15 protein-coding genes are annotated in these 17038 nt (G+C 67.1%); 3 read left to right on the plus strand and 12 right to left on the minus strand.

The annotated features are described in order from the left end of the window. Positions 1-82 precede the first annotated feature (82 nt). The 12 genes from GXB81_RS07660 to GXB81_RS07715 form a co-directional block, all read right to left on the minus strand. Positions 83-694, minus strand: coding sequence for a DUF4126 domain-containing protein (locus tag GXB81_RS07660; RefSeq protein ID WP_167047823.1), 612 nt, complete (start codon positions 692-694; stop codon positions 83-85). Between the two features lie 260 nt (positions 695-954). Next, positions 955-1275, minus strand: a complete 321-nt coding sequence (sugE, locus tag GXB81_RS07665) for a quaternary ammonium compound efflux SMR transporter SugE (protein WP_167047826.1) — start codon at positions 1273-1275, stop codon at positions 955-957. A gap of 91 nt (positions 1276-1366) precedes the next feature. Beyond that, positions 1367-2065, minus strand: coding sequence for a two-component system response regulator KdpE (kdpE, locus tag GXB81_RS07670; RefSeq protein WP_167047829.1), 699 nt, complete (start codon positions 2063-2065; stop codon positions 1367-1369). Continuing rightward, the gene (locus GXB81_RS07675; RefSeq protein ID WP_205988781.1) at positions 2058-5051 is read right to left on the minus strand and encodes a DUF4118 domain-containing protein; all 2994 of its coding nucleotides are present in this window, start codon (positions 5049-5051) and stop codon (positions 2058-2060) included. The genes kdpE and GXB81_RS07675 overlap by 8 nt, the downstream gene beginning before the upstream one ends. A 271-nt stretch (positions 5052-5322) precedes the next feature. Continuing rightward, positions 5323-5901: a potassium-transporting ATPase subunit KdpC gene (gene kdpC / locus GXB81_RS07680; RefSeq protein WP_205988782.1), complete on the minus strand. Its 579-nt coding sequence runs from the start codon at positions 5899-5901 to the stop codon at positions 5323-5325. Between the two features lie 73 nt (positions 5902-5974). Next, positions 5975-8086 carry a potassium-transporting ATPase subunit KdpB gene (gene kdpB / locus GXB81_RS07685; RefSeq protein WP_167047838.1) on the minus strand — a complete coding sequence of 704 codons (2112 nt, stop codon included), beginning with the start codon at positions 8084-8086 and terminating at the stop codon, positions 5975-5977. Positions 8087-8207: 121 nt separating this feature from the next. Further along, positions 8208-10013 (minus strand): potassium-transporting ATPase subunit KdpA, encoded by a 1806-nt coding sequence (kdpA, locus tag GXB81_RS07690; RefSeq protein WP_167047841.1) that lies wholly within the window; start codon positions 10011-10013, stop codon positions 8208-8210. After that, positions 10010-10102, minus strand: coding sequence for a K(+)-transporting ATPase subunit F (gene kdpF / locus GXB81_RS07695; RefSeq protein ID WP_017331558.1), 93 nt, complete (start codon positions 10100-10102; stop codon positions 10010-10012). Before kdpF ends, kdpA begins: the two co-directional genes overlap by 4 nt. Beyond that, positions 10099-10212, minus strand: coding sequence for a potassium ABC transporter ATPase (locus tag GXB81_RS07700; protein ID WP_167047844.1), 114 nt, complete (start codon positions 10210-10212; stop codon positions 10099-10101). Before GXB81_RS07700 ends, kdpF begins: the two co-directional genes overlap by 4 nt. A 266-nt stretch (positions 10213-10478) precedes the next feature. Further along, complete coding sequence (locus GXB81_RS07705; protein ID WP_205988786.1) at positions 10479-11453, minus strand: quinone oxidoreductase; 975 nt, start codon at positions 11451-11453, stop codon at positions 10479-10481. Positions 11454-11559: 106 nt separating this feature from the next. Beyond that, entirely contained in the window at positions 11560-11949 is a 390-nt protein-coding gene (locus GXB81_RS07710) for a methylglyoxal synthase (RefSeq protein ID WP_167047847.1), read from the minus strand. Positions 11950-12208: 259 nt separating this feature from the next. Next, positions 12209-12988 (minus strand): SDR family oxidoreductase, encoded by a 780-nt coding sequence (locus GXB81_RS07715; RefSeq protein WP_167047850.1) that lies wholly within the window; start codon positions 12986-12988, stop codon positions 12209-12211. Between the two features lie 268 nt (positions 12989-13256). Between GXB81_RS07715 and upp the strand changes: the two genes are divergently transcribed. The 3 genes from upp (at position 13257) to purD (ending at position 17013) form a co-directional block, all read left to right on the plus strand. After that, entirely contained in the window at positions 13257-13907 is a 651-nt protein-coding gene (gene upp / locus GXB81_RS07720; protein ID WP_167047853.1) for a uracil phosphoribosyltransferase, read from the plus strand. A 781-nt stretch (positions 13908-14688) separates the two neighbouring features. Beyond that, complete coding sequence (locus GXB81_RS07725; protein WP_167283350.1) at positions 14689-15417, plus strand: YebC/PmpR family DNA-binding transcriptional regulator; 729 nt, start codon at positions 14689-14691, stop codon at positions 15415-15417. A gap of 288 nt (positions 15418-15705) precedes the next feature. Then, on the plus strand, positions 15706-17013 hold the full coding sequence (gene purD, locus GXB81_RS07730; RefSeq protein WP_167047859.1) for a phosphoribosylamine--glycine ligase: 1308 nt from the start codon (positions 15706-15708) through the stop codon (positions 17011-17013). Positions 17014-17038 lie beyond the last annotated feature (25 nt).

The following is a 17038-nucleotide window of genomic DNA, read 5'->3' on the forward strand; positions in this document are numbered from 1 at the left end:
CCGCCGAAACGGCGTGCCGCTTTAACGTCGCTTACGCCGACGCGCTCCGTCGAACCTGCCTTGGACCCGGGTAGTGCTTCGCTCAATCGTGCCTGCTCCTCGCAAATCGCGACACCATATGCGTGGCCATGCCGCGAAACCCGCCCTGCACGCCACGCCACAACCGCGGCAATGCCCACGCCGCGAGCAGCAGAAAGCCTACCATCAGGACCAGAAACGCGAGCGGCACGAACAGCGCGAGCAGCACGCCGCCGAAGACGAGACCGTCCTCGGCGGTCGAGGTCACGACGTTCGACAACGGTTCCGGCGACAGATTGATAAGCGCGCGCGTACCGGCCTTCGCAAGATGCGCAGTGCCGGCGAGCGTGCCGCCCGCGAGCGCCGCGACCGCCAGCAAAGCCGGATCGGCATGGCCGAGCGCGCCGGCGGCGAGCACCGCGCCGGCCGGAATGCGGATGAAGGTGTGGATCGCGTCCCACAGCGAATCGAACGCGGGGATCTTGTCGGCGAGGAATTCGGCGAGCGTCAGCACGGCGGCCGCGCCGATCACCCAGGGCGAGGACAGCGCGGACAGCGTGGCGGGCAGATGAATGAGGCCGAGACGCTCGAACACGCCGGCCAGCAGGACCGTCAGATAGAGGCGCAGACCGCTGCCCCATGAGAGGCCAGCAGCAAGCGAAAGTGATTCAAGCATGGCCGCCTCCACGCGCTTGGGACGTGCCGGGCGCCGCGGCGGAATGAAGCGCAGGCTTCGCGCCGAAGTCGTCAGGCTCGCCTAGCCAGCCGGGCCGAACAGGCCGCGGGCAATTTCAGGATAGGTTCTGTCTCATTATAGCCACGTTAATTCGCAAAACGCAGGGTGGCGAACCGGCCGTGGCGGGGGGCGATGCGTGTTGAATCAATGCTGCTGGCTCGGTGCCCTAACTTCAGTGGCCGAACCTCGGTCGCCCAACCTCAGTGGCCCGACGACAGCTTCAGCCCGATGAGCCCGATCACGATCAGCGACGCACTGGCGACACGCGCGAGCGTCAGCGCCTCGCCCATCATCACGACGCCGAAGATGAACGCGCCGACCGCGCCGATACCGGTCCACACCGCATAGGCGGTGCCGAGCGGCAGCTGGCGCATCGCGAGCGTGAGCAGCGCGAAGCTGCCGAGCGCGGTCACGATCGTGAACACGGACGGCCAGAAACGGGTGAAGCCTTCGGAAGTTTTGAGACCGGCCGCCCACGCGACTTCGAGCAAACCGGCGATCAGAAGAAGAAACCAGGACATCAGAGACAGCTCCATAAAAATGGGGCCGTCCCCGATGATCGATGCAAGCGCAAGGTCGTCCTTACGTCGGCAGATTATAGCGGAGCGGGCCTCACCCCGCCCCGACCAGCCGGTAGCCGACGCCGGTCTCGGTGACGATATGCTCGGGCTGCGCCGGGTCGCGTTCGAGCTTGCCGCGCAGATGCGCCATGTAGATGCGCAGATAGTGATGGCTCTCGACATGCGACGGCCCCCACACGTCGCGCAGCAGTTGCCGGTGCGTGAGCACGCGGCCCGCGTGGCGCACGAGCGTCGCGAGCAGGCGGTATTCGATCGGCGTCAGATGGATCGCGGCGCCGTCGCGCGTCACCTGGCGCAAGGCGAGATCGACGCTGACCGCGCCGAAGCGCACCTGCGGCGATTCGTTCGCGCCGCCCTGGTTGCGCCGCCGCAGATGCGCGCGAATCCGCGCCAGCAGCTCGGACACGCCGAACGGCTTGGTCAGGTAGTCGTCGGCGCCAGCATCGAGCGCGGCGACCTTCTCGCTTTCCTGGGTGCGCGCCGACAGCACGATCACCGGCAGCTCGCTCCAGCCGCGCAGCTCGCGGATCACGTCGAGGCCGTCGGTATCGGGCAGGCCGAGATCGACGATCACCAGATCGGGCTGGCGCGTGGCCGCTTCGACGAGCCCCTGCTTGCCGGTCTCGGCGTCGTACACGGCGATGCCCTCGCCTTCGAGCGCGGTGCGCACGAAGCGGCGAATCTGCTTTTCGTCTTCGATCAGAACGACGGTGATGCTCGGGTCACTCATGGGCGGGTTTGTCCTGCGGGTTGAGGGCGGCGTCTTCGTCGTCGAGCATATCGGGTACGGCGGGCGGCGTCTGGACCGGCAGCGTGAACCAGAAGCGCGCGCCTGCGACGCGGCCGTCCGCGCCGATCCGGTTGAGCGCGCCGATCGTGCCGCCGTGCGCCTCGACGATCGCGCGGCAGATCGCGAGCCCGAGGCCGATACCCGGTTTCGCCGACTCCTTCTCGCCGCGCGTGAACTTCTCGAACACGCGCGCTTCCATGCCGGCCGGCAGGCCAGGGCCGTCGTCGTCGACGCTCACGCGCACGAACGGCGCGCCGTCCGCCTCGATCCGCTCTGCGCCGATCGTCAGCGGCGTACCGGGCGCGGTGTACTTGGCGGCATTCTCGAACAGGTTCGAGAAGAGCCGCTCCATCAGCACCGCGTCGAGGTGCAGCAGCGGCAGATCGGCGGGCAGCACGACCCGCGCCGGGTGCCCGGCGAGCACGCGCCGGCAGGCGCGCAGCGCGGCGCCGACAGTCTCCTCGAGCAGCGTCCATTGCTGGTTCAGTTGCAGGCTGCCGGCCTGCAAACGCGCCATGTCGAGCAGATTCGTGACGATGCCGGTCATGCGCAGCGCCTCTTCGTGAATCGCCTCGACGAGTTCGTCGCTGCGCCGCGCGGCGGCTTGTGCTTCGGTTTGCGTTGCGCTGTGCGCCTGTGCCGCTATTTCCACCGGTGCGCCTGGCTGTGCGTGCGCGTGTGCTTCCGCCTGTGCCTCGCGTTGCTCCTCGGCCCGCGCCTCAGGTCGCGCATTCCCCAACGCTTGCGCGCGCGTGGCGGCCTGCGCATCCGCACGCCCAACTTCCGCCGCCCCCTGCCGCCCCTGCGCGAGCATCGACGAAAACCCCACGATCGTCGTAAGCGGCGTGCGCAGATCGTGCGAAATCGCCGACAGCAACGAATTGCGCAGCCGCTCCGACTCCATGTTGACGAGCGCGTCGCGCGCGATATCGACGTAATGCACGCGTTCGAGCGCGAGCGCGATCTGCGCGGCGAACGCGTCGAGCATGCGCCGCTGCTCGGGCACGTCGAGTTCGCGCTCGTCGCGCAGCACGGCCGCGAGCACGCCGCGCGTGCGCATCGGCGCCTTCAGCGGCAGATACAGCGCGGCCGCCGCGGGCAGCGTGTCGGTGCCGTGGCCGGCCGGCTTCTGCTGATCGTAGACCCACTGGCCGACGTCGAGATCGAGCGCGCCGCCGTCGAGCGTGATCGCAGCATCCGGGTCCTCGATCTTCTGCCTGACCTGATTGGCGCTGTCCGGCAGCAGGATCGCGACGCGCGCGCCGAACACCTCGCTCACGTGCCGGCTGCCGGTTCCGACGATCTGCTCGGTGGTCAGCGCCGCGGCCAGTTCGCGCGCCATCTCGTACATCGCGCCGGTGCGCTGCTCGCGGCGCCGCGCGACGCTCGCCTCGCGGCGCAGGCTCGACGTCAGATGGCTGATGACGAGCGAGGTCAGCAGCATGCCGAAGAACGTCAGCAGGTACTGCGTATCGGAAACCGACAGCGACATGCGCGGCGGCACGAAAAAGAAATCGAACGCGGCGACGCTCGCGAACGACAGCACGACACCGGGCCCGCGTCCGAGCTTCACCGCCGTGAAGATCACGCCGAGCAGGTACAGCATCACGAGATTGGTCAGGTCGATGCGATCGATCAGCTGGCTCGACAGCAGCGTGATGGCCGTGCCGATCGCCAGCGCGAACGCATACGCGCGCGCCGGCGAGCGGCGCTCGCGCGCCGCGCTCATGGCCTCGCGCCATGCATTCGCGGTCGTATTCAGGAGACGCCGCTGCTCGGCGCCCTCGCGCTCCGACGATACGCGAATCAGCGTGAGATCGAGGTCGCCGCTCTTCTCGGCGATGCGCTCGCCGAGCGGCCTGCGCAGCCAGCGCTTCAGCCCCGTGCGCACCGAGGCGCCCGCCACGAGCTTCGACACGTTGCGCGCCTGGGCGTAGCCGATCAATGCGTCGAGCGCGTCGGCGGCGGCGAGCGTGGCGGTCTCGGCGCCCAGTTCGGCGGCGAGCTTCAGCGCGTTCAAGGTGCGTTCGCGGCGCGCATCGGGCAGACGCTGCAACGCGGGCGTTTCGACATACACGGCGAGCCAGTCGGCCCGCAGGCTCGCGGCAAGACGCGCCGCCGCGCGCACCAGCGCCGGCGCTTCCGGCCCGGGCCCGACGCACACGAGCAGGCGCTCGCGCGCCTGCCAGATGCGCTGGATCGAACGGTCGGCGCGGTACTCGCGCATCTGCGCGTCGACGCGATCGGCGGTGCGGCGCAGCGCCAGCTCGCGCAGCGCGATCAGGTTGCCCTTGCGAAAGAAATTGCGCACCGCGCGCTCGGCCTGCTGCGCCATATAGACCTTGCCGTCGCGCAGGCGGTCGAGCAGTTCCTCGGCGGGCAGATCGACGAGCGTGACTTCGTCGGCGTGATCGAACACGCGATCGGGCACGGTCTCCCACACGCGGATGCCGGTGATCTGGCCGACCACGTCGTTGAGACTTTCGAGGTGCTGCACGTTGACGGTCGTATAGACGTCGAGGCCCGCGTCGAGCAGTTCGTAGACGTCCTGCCAGCGCTTCAGATGACGCGCGCCCGGCACGTTCGAATGCGCGAGTTCGTCGACGAGAATCAGTTGCGGCTTGCGCGCGAGCGCGGCGTCGAGATCGAACTCGCCGAGCTTGCGGCCGCGGTATTCGATATGCGCGAGCGGCAGCACGTCGAGGCCCGCGAGCAGCGCGGCGGTTTCGCCGCGCCCATGCGTTTCGGCGATGCCGACCAGCACCTCGACGCCCTCTTCCTGGCGGCGGCGCGCGGCCTGCAACATCGCATAGGTCTTGCCGACGCCGGCCGACGCGCCAAAGAAAATTTTCAGCCGGCCGCGCTGGCGTTTTTCTTCGTCGCGCTGCAGCTTGTCGAGCAATTCGTCAGGATCGGGGCGGTTCATGCTCAGTGGTTTTCAGGGTCGCGCGAGCGGCGCTTTCTGCATGGTGGCACGGCCCGCGCCGGCCCGCAAATAACAGCGCGGCGCCACGCGAGCGCCGCCCTTTCGGTTGAACCGCAACGGCAACGTGCCTCGTCGCGCGACGAGGCACGGTTTGCTCTGCGGCATGACTTTGTGGCCCGACTTTGCGGCCGCATCTTACCGCCGCTTCCGTCGGCTTTGCCGGCCTCTGCTAGCTTCTTCCCACTTCTGCCCGTTACGCAATGGCCCGCGCTCAACCGTGCTGCATCTCGTCGAGCGCGAGATTGAGCTTCAGCACATTCACGCGCGGCTCACCGAGCACGCCGAACTGGCGGCCCGTCGTATAGCGCGCGACGAGCGCCTGCACGTCACTCACCGCGAGGTGCCGCGCCTGCGCCACCCGCGCGACCTGATACGCGGCCGCGGCCGGGCTGATCTCGGGATCGAGCCCGCTGCCCGACGAAGTCACCAGATCGACCGGCACCGGCTTCGACAGATCGGTGCCCGCTGCCTTCAAGGCATCGAGCCGGCCCTTGATCTCGTCGAGCAGCGCCGGATTGTTCGGCCCGAGGTTCGAGCCGCCCGAATTCTGCGCGTTGTACGGCATGGGCGTGGTCGCCGACAGGCGGCCCCAGAAGTACTGCGGCGCATCGAACTGCTGGCCGATCAGTTGCGAGCCCGCCAGCTTGCCGTTGCGCTCGATCAGGCTGCCGTTGGCCTGGTCGTGAAACGCCGCCTGACCGATCGCGGTCATCACGGCGGGATAAGCGAGTCCGGTAATCACGGTCAATACCGCGAAGATCACGATCAACGGACGGAACAGATTTTTCATGATGGGTCTCTTTCCCTTTTCGTCACTTCAGTACGCCGGCACAGCGGCGCTTCGTAGCCGGCGCGCCGCATGTTCAAACCCAGCCGAGCGCGGCGAGCACCATGTCGATCAGCTTGATGCCGATGAACGGCACGATGATTCCGCCGAGGCCATAGACCAGCAGATTGCGGCGCAACAGGATCGCCGCGCCTAGCGCGCGATAGCGCACACCCTTGAGCGCGAGCGGAATCAGCAGCACGATGATGAGCGCGTTGAAGATCACCGCCGACATGATGGCCGAGGCCGGCGTCGCCAGATGCATCACGTTCAGCGCGTTCAGCGCCGGATACGTCGAGGCGAACGCGGCCGGAATGATCGCGAAGTACTTGGCGACGTCGTTGGCGATCGAGAACGTGGTCAGCGAGCCGCGCGTCATCAGCATCTGCTTGCCGATCTCGACGATCTCGATCAGCTTGGTCGGGTTCGAATCGAGATCGACCATGTTGCCGGCCTCTTTCGCGGCCTGCGTGCCGCTGTTCATCGCCACCGCGACGTCGGCCTGGGCGAGCGCGGGCGCGTCGTTGGTGCCGTCGCCGGTCATCGCGACGAGCCGCCCTTCGGCCTGGTGCGCGCGGATCGTCGCGAGCTTCGTTTCGGGCGTCGCTTCGGCAAGGAAGTCGTCGACCCCGGCTTCGGCCGCGATCGCGGCGGCGGTCAGGCGGTTGTCGCCCGTCACCATCACGGTCTTGATGCCCATCTTGCGCAGCTCGGCGAAGCGCTCCTTGATGCCGCCCTTCACGACGTCCTTCAGCTCGATCACGCCGAGCACGCGCGCGCCCTGCTCGCCCTTCTCGGCGACCACGAGCGGCGTGCTGCCGCGGCGCGCCACGTCCGCGACCGCATGGTCGACTTCGTTCGGGAAACGCCCGCCGTTCGCTTCGACGTAGTGCTTGAGCGCATCGGCCGCGCCCTTGCGGATTTCGCGGCCATGCGCCCCCGGCGGCGTCCCCTCGGGGGAAAGATCGACGCCGCTCATGCGCGTCTGCGCGCTGAACGCGAGAAACACCGCATGCAGCGAGCCCATATCGCGCTGCCGGATATTGAAGCGCTGCTTCGCGAGCACGACGATGCTGCGGCCTTCCGGCGTTTCGTCCGCGAGCGAGGCCAGTTGCGCTGCGTCGGCGAGCGCTTCCTCGGTCAGACCCGGCGCAGGCAGAAACTGCGAGGCCTGGCGATTGCCGAGCGTGATCGTGCCGGTCTTGTCGAGCAGCAGCACGTCGACGTCGCCGGCCGCTTCGACGGCGCGGCCCGAGGTCGCGATCACGTTCGCCTGCATCATGCGGCTCATGCCGGCCACGCCGATCGCCGACAACAGCCCGCCGATCGTGGTCGGAATCAGGCACACGAGCAGCGCGACGAGCGCGGTGATCGTGACGACGTGGCCCGCTTTCGCCACCTCGACGGAAAAGATCGAGAACGGCAGCAGCGTCGCGGTGGCGAGCAGCATCACGATCGTCAGCGCGACGAGCAGAATCGTCAGCGCGATTTCGTTCGGCGTTTTCTGCCGCTTCGCCCCTTCGACCATCGCGATCATGCGGTCGAGAAACGCCTCGCCCGGATTCGCCGTGACGCGCACGACGATCCAGTCGGACAGCACGCGCGTGCCGCCCGTCACCGAGGAAAAGTCGCCGCCCGACTCGCGGATCACCGGCGCCGATTCGCCCGTGATCGCCGATTCGTCGACCGACGCGACGCCCTCGATCACTTCGCCGTCGGCCGGAATCACGTCGCCGGTCTCGACCAGCACGACGTCGCCGCGCCGCAGATCGGACGCGGTCATGATGCGGATCGGAGACTTCGGATGCGGCTCGTTGAGCTTCTTGGCCACCACGTCTTTCTTCGCGCTGCGCAGCGACGCGGCCTGGGCCTTCGAGCGGCCCTCGGCAAGCGCTTCCGCGAAGTTCGCGAACAGCACCGTGAACCACAGCCATAACGAGACCGCGAGAATGAAGCCCGCGGGCGCCTCGGCCTGGCCGCCGAGCGCGGCGATCCACAGTATCGTGGTCAGCATGCTGCCGACGTACACGCAGAACATCACCGGGTTGCGGAACTGCGTGCGCGGCGTGAGCTTTTTGAAGGAGTCCACGATCGCCGGGCGCAACAGCACCGGATCGAACATGGACTTCGTAGCGTTATGTTCAGTCATTGAATCCTCGAATATCGCGTTGCGCGGGCCGGGGCTCGCCCGGGTCTTGCTTGGGTCTTGCAACCCGCTGCCGCCGGCGCGCGCTTTTGATCTGTTCAGTTGCGGGTTTGCCTGCGCCGCCTCACTGCGCGCCCATCATCATCAGATGCTCGACACCGGGGCCGAGCGCGAGCGCCGGCACGTAGGTCAGCGCGCCGACCAGCAGCACGGTGCCGAGTAGCAGCACGACGAAGAGCGGCCCATGCGTCGGCAGCGTGCCGCCCGTCACGCCGATGCGCTTCTTCGCGGCGAGCGAGCCGGCAATCGCGAGCACCGGCACGATCGTGCCGAAGCGGCCGAACCACATCGCAATCGCGGTGAGCCAGTTGTAGAACGGCGTATTCACCGACAAGCCCGCGAACGCGCTGCCGTTGTTGTTCGCGGCCGAGCTGAACGCGTAGAGGATTTCGGAGAAGCCGTGCGCGCCCGGGTTCGCGATGCCGGCGCGGCCCGCGTCGCTGAGCACCGCGATCGAGGTGCCCACCAGCACGAGCAGCGGCGTGAGCAGCACGACGATCGACACCATCTTCATCTCGTACGCCTCGATCTTCTTGCCGACGTATTCAGGAGTACGGCCGATCATCAGACCCGCGACGAACACCGCGAGCAGCGCGAACACGAGCATGCCGTACATGCCGGAGCCGACGCCGCCGAAGATCACCTCGCCGAGCTGCATCAGCAGCATCGGGTAGAGGCCGCCGATCGGCGTCAGCGAGTCGTGCGTATTGACGACCGCGCCGCACGACGCCGCCGTGGTCGCGACCGTGAAGATGCCCGACTGCGCGATGCCGAAGCGCGTTTCCTTGCCCTCGGCGTTGCCGCCCGCTTGCAGCGCGCTGGCCGACTGATCGACATGCAGCGCCGCAAAGGCCGGATTGCCGCGCTGCTCCGCGCTCATTTCGCCGAACACGCAGACGCCGAACGCGATCGTCATTGCCGCGAGCACGGCCACGCCCTGCCTGCGGTCGCCGATCGCACGGCCGAACACGAGCGTGAGCGCGGCCGGGATGATGAGGATCGAGAAGATCTGCACGAAGTTCGAGAACGGCGTCGGGTTTTCGTACGGGTGCGCCGAATTGGCGTTGAAGAAACCGCCGCCGTTGGTGCCGAGCATCTTGATCGCTTCCTGCGAGGCGACCGGGCCCATCGCGAGGGTCTGCGTCTTCACGGGCGTGTCGACCGTGACCGGATTGCCCTTCGCGTCCTTCACCGGATTGCCTTGCGCGTCGAGCTTCGGCGCGGCGTAGGTGGTGGTTTGCAGCGTCGGCACGTCCTGATACGCCTTGAAGTTCTGGATCACGCCCTGGCTCATCAGCAAGGCCGCGACGAGCGCCGCCATCGGCAGCAGCACGTACAGCGTCACGCGCGTGACGTCGACCCAGAAGTTGCCGATGGTCTGCGCGGTATGGCGCGCGAAACCGCGAATCAGCGCCATCACGACGACGATGGCGGTCGCCGCCGACAGGAAGTTCTGCACGGTCAGGCCGAGCATCTGCGTCAGATAGCCGACGCTCTGCTCGGGCGTGTAGTCCTGCCAGTTCGTGTTGGTCACGAAGCTGACGGCCGTGTTGAAGGCGCTGTCGACCGACATCGCGCCGAATTGCTGCGGATTGCCAGGCAACCCGCCCTGTACGCGCAACAGCACGTACAGGAACAGTGCGCCGAGCACGTTGAACGCGATCGTCGCGATCGCGTAATGCTTCCAGCCCATCTCCCGTGACGCATCGACACCCGCGATACGGTAAAGCAGCCGTTCGAGCGGCGCGCCGAGGCGCACCACGCGCGAACTGCCGTCCATCACCGCGCCGATATAGCTCGCCACCGGCACCGCGGCAGCCAGCAGCACGACGATAAAAAGGCTCGCCTGCAGGACATTGTTCGCGTTCATTCGATGTCCTCCGCGCGCAGCAGCGCATACACGAGATACGCGAACAGCAGCGCGGTCGACGCGCCGGCCAGCCAGAGCATCCAGGTCATGAGCGCGCTCCCTGTCCGCGGCGGAACTGCGCGAGCTTCTCGCAGCCGTCGATCAATCCGAAGGTCAGCACGGCGAACAGCACGAGCCCCCCGACATACAGCACATCCATTTTTGTTCTCCATTGACGGATTCCGGATGGATGCAACGGTATGCCGATCCGTCTAAAGGCCTGGTCAAAGATGCGGGGATGCGCGTAAAAATCGTGTAAACGCAAAAGGGCCGCCCGGTCTTGCGACGGAGCGGCCCTCAGCGAGGCGAGATGAAACGAGGCAGTGTGTGGGCGGCGCGATTCGCCGCCTTCTTCGTCTTTGGGTTGGTTTCGGCGCTTGTTTCGGCGCTTGTTTCGCCGTTTACTTCCGCGTTCGCCTTTCGCCCTTACGGCAGCAGAATCGTCGACCCCGTCGTGCGGCGGCCTTCGAGATCGGCATGCGCCTGGCCGACTTCCGGCAACGCATAGCGCTGATTGATGCTGGTCTTGACCTTGCCCGACACGAGCACGTCGAACAGTTCCGCCGACATTGCCTCGTAATCGGCGCGTTTGGCGATATGGGTAAAGAGCGTCGGACGCGTAAAGAACAGCGAGCCGCGTCCGGCGAATTCCGACGAATCGATCGGCGGCAGCGGACCCGACGCATTGCCGAAGCTCACGAAAAATCCGAGCGGCGCGAGGCAGTCGAGCGACTTCTCGAAGGTGTCCTTGCCGATCGAGTCGTACACGACCGGCACGCCCGCGCCGTTGGTGATCTCGCGCACGCGCTTCGTGAAGTTCTCGCGCGTGTAGACGATCGCGTGATCGCAGCCGTGCGCCTTGGCAATCTCGGCTTTCTCGTCGGAGCCGACCGTGCCGATCACGGTCGCGCCGAGCGCCTTCGCCCACTGGCACACGAGCAGGCCAACGCCGCCGGCCGCGGCCTGGATCAGGATCGTGTCGCCGGCCTTGACCCGATACGTGCGGCGCAGCAGATACTGCGCGGTTAGCCCTTGCAGCATCACCGAGGCGGCCTGCTCGTCGCTCACCGCAGCGGGCAGCCTGACGACCTGCGCGGCCGGCAGCACGCGCTCCTGCGCATACGCGCCGGGCGGCCGCGCGACGTAGGCGACGCGATCGCCCACCTTCAGGCCGCCGACGCCCGAGCCTACCGCGCTGATCTCCCCGGCCGCTTCCATGCCGAGGCCGCCCGGCAGCGGCAGCGGATACAGGCCGGTGCGGAAATACACGTCGATATAGTTGAGACCGACCGCCGTCTGACGGATGCGGATCTCGCCCGCGCCGGGCTCGCCCACTTCCACGTCGACCCATTTCATCACTTCGGGGCCGCCGGTTTTATCGAATCGGATTGCCTTGGCCATCATGTCTCCTTGATCTGGATTCTGGATTGTCGCGTCGCGCGTGCGGCTTGCGCGTGGCGCGCAGCGCTTGTTCCGCGAGCGCCAGGCGCCCGCCGCGCCCGCGCCGTCAGGCCTGGCCCTTCATCCGCAACGCCAGTACGTCGAGCACCATGCGCGCGGTCGAGATGTTCGTCGCGCAAGGAATGTTGTGCACGTCGCAAGCGCGCACGAGCGCGTTGATGTCGGGCTCGTGCGGTTGCGGCGTCATCGGATCGCGCAGGAAGATCACCATGTCCACGCGTCCTTCGGCCAGTTGCGCGCCGATCTGCAGGTCGCCGCCGTGCGGGCCGGACAGCATGCGCTCGACCTTGAGGCCGTGCGCGTCGCTGATGCGCCCGCCGGTCGTGCCGGTCGCGACGATCTCGCAGTGCGCGAGCGTATCGACGTATTCGCCGGCCAGTTTGACGATGTCGTCCTTCTTGTGATCGTGCGCGATCAGCGCAATGCGGGTGGTCATGACGTAAAGCTCCTCAAACCGTTAGGGGTCACTGTCGTTATGTATCGTTGCCGCCGATGTTGCCGATGATGCCGCACGGGCCCGGCGACGATGCCCGGCTCCGCGTGAACCTGCCGTGGTGCGTGCCTGCCCGGTACGACGGCACGCCAGTATGGCGTACGCGCCGCGCCTGGCCTGGCCGGCACTGGCCCGATGTGCACCTGTTCGGCGAATACCCGCCAGGTGCAGGCCGCCCAGTACGTACCTGCTATGTACCTGCTCAATAAGTCCCCGGATAAGCGCCGCCGTCGATCAGCCAGTTCTGCCCGGTGATGAACCCGCCGTGCACGCTGCACAGGAACGCGCACGCGCGGCCGAACTCGTCGCGGTTGCCGAAGCGCCCGGCCGGAATCGTCTTCATGCGCTGCTTGCGCGCCTCGTCGACGGAAATGTTCTGCGCCTTCGCCTGCGCATCGAACGTGACCGCGATGCGGTCCGTGTCGAAGATGCCCGGCAGCAGATTGTTGATCGTCACGCCGGTCGGCGCGACCTTGCGCGCGAGTCCCGCGACGAAGCCGGTCAGCCCCGAGCGCGCGCCGTTCGACAGGCCGAGCACGTCGATCGGCGCCTTCACCGCCGAGCTCGTGATATTGACGATGCGCCCGAAGCCGCGCGCGCTCATCGTGTCGACGGTCTGACGGATCAGCTCGATCGGCGTGAGCATGTTGGCTTCGAGCGCGCGAATCCAGTCGTCGTGCGTGAAATTGCGGAAGTCGCCCGGCGGCGGCCCGCCCGCGTTGTTGACGAGGATGTCCGGCTGCGGACAGGCGGCGAGCGCGGCGGCGCGGCCTTCCGGCGTGGTGATGTCGCACGCGACCGTCCTGACCTCGACGCCGCTCTGCTTGCGGATTTCGGCCGCGGTCGCTTCGAGCGTTTCGGCCGTGCGCGCGACGATCGTCAGATTGACGCCCTCGGCGGCGAGCGCTTCGGCACAGCCGCGCCCCAACCCCTTGCTGGCCGCGCAAACGAGCGCGGTACGTCCTGCGATTCCCATATCCATCTGTGTGTCCTCGTGGCGTGAAGCCGGCGCGAAACGCGCGGGCATGGCGAAGTTTCCCCGATTCTAGAAGAATCGGTGCCCGACTGTGCCGGCTCGCTGCAATCTCCGGTATCGTCGGGCGGCACTCTTTCGGTAAACTTGCGGCGTGGCGCGCCCGTCCCCCATCCGCCCGTCCCTATTCCGCTTGCCGAGCGTGCGGACGAAACGGACTAAACAGACGAAAGCGCGCGCCGAACCGATCCCTCTTGCCGCCGCGTGCGCCCCCGCCATGACCCAGGACAGCCGTTTTCCCAATCTTTTCATCCTCGATCACCCGCTGATCCAGCACAAGCTGTCGCACATGCGCGACCGGGACACCTCGACGCGCACGTTCCGCGAACTGCTGCGCGAGATCACGCTGCTGATGGGCTACGAGATCACCCGCAATCTGCCGATGACCACGCGCCGCATCAACACGCCGCTGATGGAAATCGACGCGCCGGTGATCGCCGGCAAGAAGCTCGCGATCGTGCCGGTGCTGCGCGCGGGCGTCGGCATGTCGGACGGCCTGCTCGAACTGGTGCCGTCGGCCCGCGTGGGCCACATCGGCGTATACCGCGCCGACGACCATCGCCCGGTCGAATACCTCGTGCGGCTGCCGGACCTCGAGGACCGCGTGTTCATCCTGTGCGACCCGATGGTCGCGACCGGCTACTCGGCCGTGCACGCGGTCGACGTGCTCAAGCGCCGCAACGTGTCCGGCGAGAACATCCTGTTCCTCGCGCTCGTCGCCGCGCCCGAAGGCGTGCAGGTGTTCCAGGACGCGCATCCGGACGTGAAGCTGTTCGTCGCGTCGCTCGACTCGCATCTGAACGAGCACGCGTACATCGTGCCGGGTCTCGGCGACGCGGGCGACCGGCTGTTCGGCACCAAGAACTGACGCGCGGGGCGGGCCGGCTCGGGCCGTGCCCGCCTCATCGGCGCAACGCATGCGGCGGCCCTTCGGACTGTGCGTTCATTTCAGCTGCATTGCGTTTGCGCTTCATTTTCATTGCATCGCCACGCGGTTTCGCGCTACGGCTCCCTCTGCCGCGCCGTCGCGGCGTGATAAAATTCGAATCCGCTCGACGCACGGCTTGACCTGCAACCTCGCCGGCACAACGGCTGTCACTGCGCTGCTGTAACTGCGCCACGGCTGCTTCGGCCTGTCGCACCGACTGGCGCATCGCGCCGCCTTGTGGAGTCACGCGACGTCTGTCCGGGTCGCGCGGCTTCGGGTTGTGCCGTATCGGGTTTCACCGCATTGGCCGCACGTCATCCGCCCGCCCCAACCGCGCCGCCGGACTGCGCCCCGCTTGTATGGGCCAGCCAGGCCCGGATTCAAGGTCACGGCGAACCAGCGCGCGCAAAGGCAACAGCACGAGGGTAAAGCGGCAAGCCGGGGCGCAGGCGGCCACGAGCGGAGATACACGGGACAAGCAGACTGAAGACGCCTCACGCGGGCTTCAGTCGCGGCGCGGGCATTAAAGCCACGGCCGAGCTGCGGTGATCGGGTGATCGGCCGGTCAGGCGCCCGGCCCGACAACCCGGTTATCCGCTTTAACGCCGGCAGCGTGGCTGGCGGACGGTTTGACATCGAGGCGCGATCAGCGAAGCGCCCGACATCGCAACGACAATTGCACTATGCGTGCGCCCTGCTGGCGCGCGCGACGGAGAAAAGTATGGCGGGTCATTCGAAATGGGCCAACATCAAGCATAAGAAAGCAGCGGCCGATGCCAAGCGCGGCAAGGTCTGGACGCGGCTCATCAAGGAAATCCAGGTAGCAGCGCGCCTCGGCGGTGGCGAGATCGACTCGAACCCGCGTCTGCGGCTCGCAGTCGACAAGGCGTACGACGCCAACATGCCGAAGGACAACATCAACCGCGCGATCCAGCGCGGTGTCGGCGGCGCGGACGGCGCGAACTACGAGGAAATCCGCTACGAAGGCTACGGCATCGGCGGCGCGGCGGTGATCGTCGACACGATGACCGACAACCGCACGCGCACGGTCGCGGAAGTGCGTCACGCGTTCTCGAAGAACGGCGGCAACATGGGCACGGACGGCTCGGTGTCGTTCATGTTCGATCACCTCGGCCAGTTCCTGTTCGCCCCCGGCACGGCCGAGGACACGCTGATGGAAGCCGCGCTCGAAGCCGGCGCCGACGACGTCGTCACGAACGAGGACGGCAGCATCGAAGTGCTGTGCCCGCCGAACGATTTTTCGAAGGTGAAGACGGCGCTCGAGGCGGCGGGCTTCAAGGCCGAACTGGCCGAAGTCACCATGAAGCCGCAAACGGAAGTCGAATTCACCGGCGACGACGCCGTGAAAATGCAGAAGCTGCTCGACGCGCTGGAAAATCTGGACGACGTGCAGGAAGTCTATACAAACGCATCGATCGCCGACGAATAAGCGCGTGCCGGCCACGCGTCGCGCGCAGCATCATGCAGGCGGCCCGTTACCGGCCGCCGCGCGCCGGCCGTTTCGTCGCACCATTCGTCGAACGATCCTTGAGTCGGGGCACACGTCGCCCACGCGCTTCGCCGCACGTTTTGTTGCGTCACACGTTTCGCCGCGCGCAGCGCCTTCGGGCGCGCGAAGGCTAAACGGACAGCCGGCACGCAGCCCGCTGTCGAGGGTTCATTGCACGGCTGGGCCTGTCGCCCGGCCGTTTATGGTTTTCAAGTCTCGGGGATTCACATGAAGTTACTCGTCGTCGGTTCCGGCGGTCGCGAACATGCGCTCGCATGGAAGCTCGCGCAATCGCCGCGGGTCCAGCTCGTCTACGTCGCGCCGGGCAACGGCGGCACCGCTCAGGACGAGCGGCTGCGCAACCTCGACATCACCGAGCCGGCCGCGCTCGCGGATTTCGTCGAGCAGGAGCAGATCGCCTTCACGCTGGTCGGGCCGGAAGCACCGCTCGCGGCCGGCATCGTCAACCTGTTCCGTGCGCGCGGCCTGAAGATTTTCGGGCCGACCAAGGAAGCCGCACAGCTCGAAAGCTCGAAGGACTTTGCAAAGGCGTTCATGAAGCGCCACGGCATTCCGACCGCCGAATATGAAACCTTCGCCGACGTCGCCGCCGCGCATGCCTACCTCGATGCGAAGGGCGCGCCGATCGTCATCAAGGCCGACGGCCTCGCCGCCGGCAAGGGCGTGGTGGTCGCGATGACGCTCGAAGAGGCGCATACCGCGGTCGACATGATGCTGTCGGACAACAAGCTCGGCGATGCCGGCGCGCGCGTCGTGATCGAGGAATTCCTCGCCGGCGAGGAAGCGAGCTTCATCGTGATGGTGGACGGCAAGCACGTCCTGCCGCTCGCGTCGAGCCAGGACCACAAGCGTCTGCTCGACGGCGACCAGGGCCCGAACACGGGCGGCATGGGCGCCTACTCGCCCGCGCCGATCGTCACGCCGCAACTGCATGCGCGCGTGATGCGCGAAATCATTCTGCCGACCGTGCGCGGCATGGAGAAGGAAGGCATCCGCTACACCGGTTTCCTGTACGCGGGCCTGATGATCGACGCGCAAGGCAACCCGAAGACGCTCGAATTCAACTGCCGCATGGGCGACCCCGAAACGCAGCCGATCATGGCGCGTCTGAAGGGCGACTACTCGAAGGTGGTCGAACAGGCGATCGCCGGCACGCTGGATACGGTCGAGCTCGAATGGGACCGCCGCACCGCGCTCGGCGTCGTGCTCGCCGCGCACAACTATCCGGATACGCCGAGAAAGGGCGACCGCATCAACGGCATTCCCGCCGAAACCGCGGATTCGGTCACGTTCCACGCCGGCACCACGCTCGCCGACGGCAAGCTGACCACCTCGGGCGGCCGCGTGCTGTGCGTCGTCGGTCTCGCGGATTCGGTGCGCACCGCGCAGGCGGCCGCCTACGAAACGATCAACCAGATCGCCTTCGACGGCATGCAGTATCGCCGCGACATCGGCTATCGCGCGGTGAACCGCAAGCACGACGCGCGCGCCGACGGCAAGCCCGAAAGCCGCTAAGCGGCGTTTGCACCGGGCGCCGGGC

It is taken from the genome of Paraburkholderia sp. Ac-20336 (genome assembly GCF_017105025.1).
Classification (GTDB): domain Bacteria; phylum Pseudomonadota; class Gammaproteobacteria; order Burkholderiales; family Burkholderiaceae; genus Paraburkholderia.